Below are 4,723 nucleotides of genomic sequence, written 5' to 3'. Positions count from 1 at the left end.
AAGGTTCCGAGGCGTCTCAAAACACCACTTACAGGGCTATCTAAACTTCTTGGGCTGGATCCTCAACACCGACGACTGGTTCGAGCAGATCCTAAGTACTGACTTCTACAGATGAGCGTCGATTGAAACGGTCGAACCCTCGCCGACGATTATCCGCGGTTCCCGACCGCGAAAGGGTAGTTCGGCCTGTGGAGTAACGCTTTCACAGAAACGTCCCGTTCGCTTCACGAGCTTGGATGGAGAGACGATCCTCAAGTCATTCAAAAGACCAATTCACTCGACAGTGACACTTTTCGCGAGATTTCGAGGTTTATCGATCTCTCGTCCGAGTAAGTCCGCCGTGTAATAAGCGAGAAGTTGGTACTGGATGTTTACGAGTATCGGTGCTACTCCGGGATCGGTCGACGGAATCGTCAGCACTTCATCGGCATATCGTCGGATGGAGGACGAATCGTCGGTGATAGCAATAAGTGGGGCACCCCGCGCTGTGACCTCCTTCGCATTGGCAATGGTTTTGTGAGCGTACTCATCGTCGCCGACAACGGAGACGAATACGGGCGTCTCTTCCGTCACGAGTGCGAGTGGTCCGTGTTTGAGTTCGCCCGCAGCGAAGCCCTCTGCTTGTTTGTACGTTATCTCTTTCATTTTCAAGGCACCCTCTAACGCAACCGGGTACTGTCGCCCTCGTCCGATGAAGAAGTATCCCGACTCGTCGACGTACCGACGCGCGATCGTCGATGCATCAGTTGTATCGAGTACGTTTTGAATCTGACCGGGCAGATCACGCAACGCCGAAATCCGCTTTCGCGCCTCGGTCGTGGAATGCATCGGATCTTTGGCGGGCAATTCTAATGCGAGCAGTTGGAGCATCGCCAGTTGACTCGCGAACGTTTTCGTCGCGGCAACACTTATTTCGGGACCGGATCGGATGTAGAGGACATCATCGCATTCGCGAGCAGCCGTACTGTCGACGACGTTCGTCAGCGCAAGGGTGGCCCCATTTCGTCGGTCAACCGTACGGAGTGCGGAGAGAGTATCGGCCGTCTCACCGCTCTGGGTTACAGCAACGACTAATGTACCGTCTTCTAGAGGGATGGAATTCAACGCATACTCACTAGCGAGAAACGCCTGCGTCGGGAGTCCGCGCTCGCGTAGTACATGCGCGCCATAGAGCGCTGCGTGATAGCTGGTTCCACACGCGACGAGGTGTATTCGCTCGAATCTGTTACGGTTCGGGAACACGTCCAAATCAACAAACTGTCGATCGTCCGTGAAACGATTGCGGAGACAGTCTCGGAGAGCGGTTGACTGTTCATGAATCTCCTTGATCATGTAGTGTTCGTACCCCCCCTTGCCCATCGCCTCGGCGTCCCATTCGATAGCTGTTTCCTGTTTCGCTTGTGGCACACCGTCTGAGTCGACGACGGTGTATCCGTCCTCTGAAAGAAACGCAAACTCGTCGTCGTCTAAATGGACAACGCTATCGGTATAATCGACTAAAGCGGTCATGTCGCTCGCCACGTACGTCGCCCTGTCACCGGCCCCAAGGACAAGTGATGAATCTCGACGAGCAACCATAACCTCGTCTCGATTTTCAAAGATTGCCGCGATAGCGTAGCTTCCATCAAGGTCGTTGATCGCGGCTCGGAACGCTGACTTAGGAGATAGTCCCTCTTCGAGATAGTGACTGATGATATGCGGGACGACTTCCGTGTCCGTCTCGCTCTCGAATTCGTGACCGACGGCACGAAATTCGTCACGAAGTGCCTGATAGTTCTCGATAATTCCATTGTGCACCACTGCCACTCGTTTGTCACAATCCGTGTGCGGGTGGGCGTTGTCATCAGACGGTTCCCCGTGCGTACTCCATCGGGTGTGCCCGATTCCGGCCGCACCGGTGAGATCGAAGGGTGCTTCAAACTCCTGCTTGAGTGCATTAAGATCGCCCTCTCGTTTCACGACATGAATATCGGAATTAGCGACGGCTAATCCTGTCGAATCGTACCCCCGATACTCCAATTTCGAAAGTCCGTTCAACAACGTCCGTACAGGATCAACGTCGCTCCCTACGTATCCGATGATGCCACACATGAGACAATCACCCCCTAAATGTTACTCGTTTGTGGCTGCGGTCAGGCAGCCCACGTCCGTCCGAATCCTATCGACGACAGTTTTGTACACGATTTGAACACTGTGAAATGAAATAGCGTCCGTTCGATGCTTATTGTAGTTCATAGCCAACGCCGCTAGCCTATGCCCATCGTCGCTTTTGTTATTTAGTGTATTAGACGGCGTTAACAGGGATTTCGAACGCGAACGGTAATGAACGGTGGTTAGGTGATTAGTTCTTTCATCGCTTTCTCGTCGTTACTTCCAGTTTGTAGCCATGATCCGAAATTTTCAAAAATTGTAGTTAGGAATTAAGGAGGGCGCAGAAATTTGCTAGGAATTGACCAGATAGGCAATAAGACCTCATATAGCTCTGTTCGCATCTCGTATCTAGGTCGTAACAAGCATTATGAACAAAGATCAGTGCAGTACTTGTTGTTATCTAAATTTCAGGCGCTAAAACCTCGTGATTTAGGGCGAGGATACAGCGCCGTCTTTGGCCGCAAACACTGAAATCGGAAGGTTTGAGTGCCTACACTGCGTATCTATAGTTGTCGATTCGATGGGGTCCATCGGATTTGACAGTCCGACAACTGGCAGTTGACTGGGTGTTTGCCGCATCAAAAAGTAAGCCCACGGACACGCAGACCGACACGAAACAATCAGGTACCTCTGAGTCCTTTGCGGGATAGGAGTAACGGGGGCGTGGCACTCCCATCGGCACGTCGGGTCGTCAACCCTAAGAGAACAACGAACCGTCCTTTGAGGGGCGTGGGAAGCCCCGCCGTTTACCGCGGGGAGGATGTCACACGGGCCCAGTCAGTTTGCTGCTTAGTAGTTTGTAGTGCATACTCGCGTCTTCAGGCGCGTGTCGAACGATAGGTCGGGCCGACAGACTGCGGTCAGTGGCCGGGCCGGATATCAACTGGCAGTACGTTTAAGCGACTGTACTCCGTATTTCACCCTGCTACTCCGACGGAGAGAGTCATCCCAGAGAACACATGTCTGCCGGTGACTCGGTCGGAGATGAAGCCTGTGTGATCGGGCCATAGCCCGATCACGGGAGTCAAACCGAGAGCTTCCTCCGGTGTATCGCCGGTTCCTGTGAGAGTGCGGGGTAAAACCTCGAAGGCTGCTGGCCGATATCCCATGATGGAATGCCACACCCTGTAGGGCGTGGAGGAGGTCACTGTCTCGCCGATCTATTTTGGGTGCACTCGAAAGCGATAGCTGTTGTGAGAACGTTACGGACAACGAGGGTTTTACCTGTTGACAACTCAATTTAGGTGTATCTATAAATTGCAAACAGGGTTCGGAACAACTTTTATTCAACATTTTCTTCTGCTACTTGTTTTATATGTATTTTTGGTTTTTCTATATATTCAGAATATACGCTATCTATTAGCGTTTTTTGGCGATAAAGTGCATTTCAGATCCCTATCAATCGACATTTATAAATCTATATAGTTCAAATCAAAATAAATAGGTGCTGTATCTCTGCTAGATAATAACCAGAAGTAGAAACGTGTTCTCGAACTTCCTCTCTTATTTCTTTGCCCAATACTACCCTAGAATGAATCCCACTCATCGGCTACATGAAAGAAGCTTTACTAGCTTCCAGAATTTCCTGCACCGTAATCAGCTTTGAATCGATCGTGAACCCGATCTCTTTGTTCAAACTTCGACCCGTTTCCTTTCCATTACACTCCTATGAATGTGATGGAAGGGTGGAAGTAGCTTTGCCGAACTGATTAGCGTCCTTCTCATGAACCCGATTTTTCCATCACGATGAACCAAGAGAGGTGGGTAATCCTTCCAAGTGGAGCGGTAATCCGTATAACTCAAATTAAACGAATTAGCGAGTGGGTTCGGAACGCCGGAAAGAAGCGCTCTGATTATGGTCCTATGATATTGAAACGTAGTGCGGAGAGGCACGGGAGAGGGTTTGTCTTCCTGTTCCCAAAGGAAGAGTTACACGCATAGTCTTGTAATGCTGGTAAGCATCAATTTAACGCCAACAATCGTCGATACACCCTGGGATAACCGTAACAGAGTTGTTGGCGTTCGAAATCGGAGAAACTTCGGGAGCAAATTTAGGATAGGATTGGCGGATCTAGGATTGACTGACATCCTCCCGCGCCTGAAGACGCGAAAATCTCGAGTGTTGAGTAATTACGGTTTGCAGCCTACCACCGACTTGCGCGATAAGAATCAGGAAGATTGGTCATGAAGATAGACTAAAGACTGTGCCAACCAGCCAGTACTCCTATCCCAACTGAAGCAGTTGCAGTCTCAGAGTTGCGTTTTATTGTTCGAATGTTCTCCGCACCATCCACATCCGCACTGAACGCCGCATCATACATCTCTAACAAGCACAATCCGTGCTCAACACGCTGACTGTCGTTTTTCTCCCGCACACGCAATACGTCTCCGACGAATCTCGCTCTGACATACGATCCACTATAATCCCCTTGACCAGGCCTTTGTGTTCAAATATTCGCTAGTTGTCCACTCTCTCGATAACTGCATCGGCAAAAGCTGCGCCTCACACGGTAAAGACCGCGAAATGAGACGAAGACTGTCTTGGATGCTGTGATGGGGCGTGAATATGTTG

General features: G+C 50.5%; 1 protein-coding gene and 1 pseudogene. One reads left to right on the top strand and one right to left on the bottom strand.

What is annotated here, in order from left to right; genetic code table 11:
* A pseudogene (locus tag ACR3FF_RS25720) lies at nucleotides 1-115 on the top strand (IS1595-like element ISHti5 family transposase); the annotation flags it as partial.
* A 158-nt stretch (nucleotides 116-273) separates the two neighbouring features.
* Here ACR3FF_RS25720 and glmS read toward each other — a convergent pair.
* On the bottom strand, nucleotides 274-2,091 hold the full coding sequence (glmS, locus tag ACR3FF_RS25715; RefSeq protein WP_458190944.1) for a glutamine--fructose-6-phosphate transaminase (isomerizing): 1,818 nt from the start codon (nucleotides 2,089-2,091) through the stop codon (nucleotides 274-276).
* Nucleotides 2,092-4,723: the final 2,632 nt, after the last annotated feature.

The organism is Haladaptatus ordinarius, from assembly GCF_054177595.1.
This window is presented reverse-complemented; position numbering and strand designations above follow the sequence as displayed.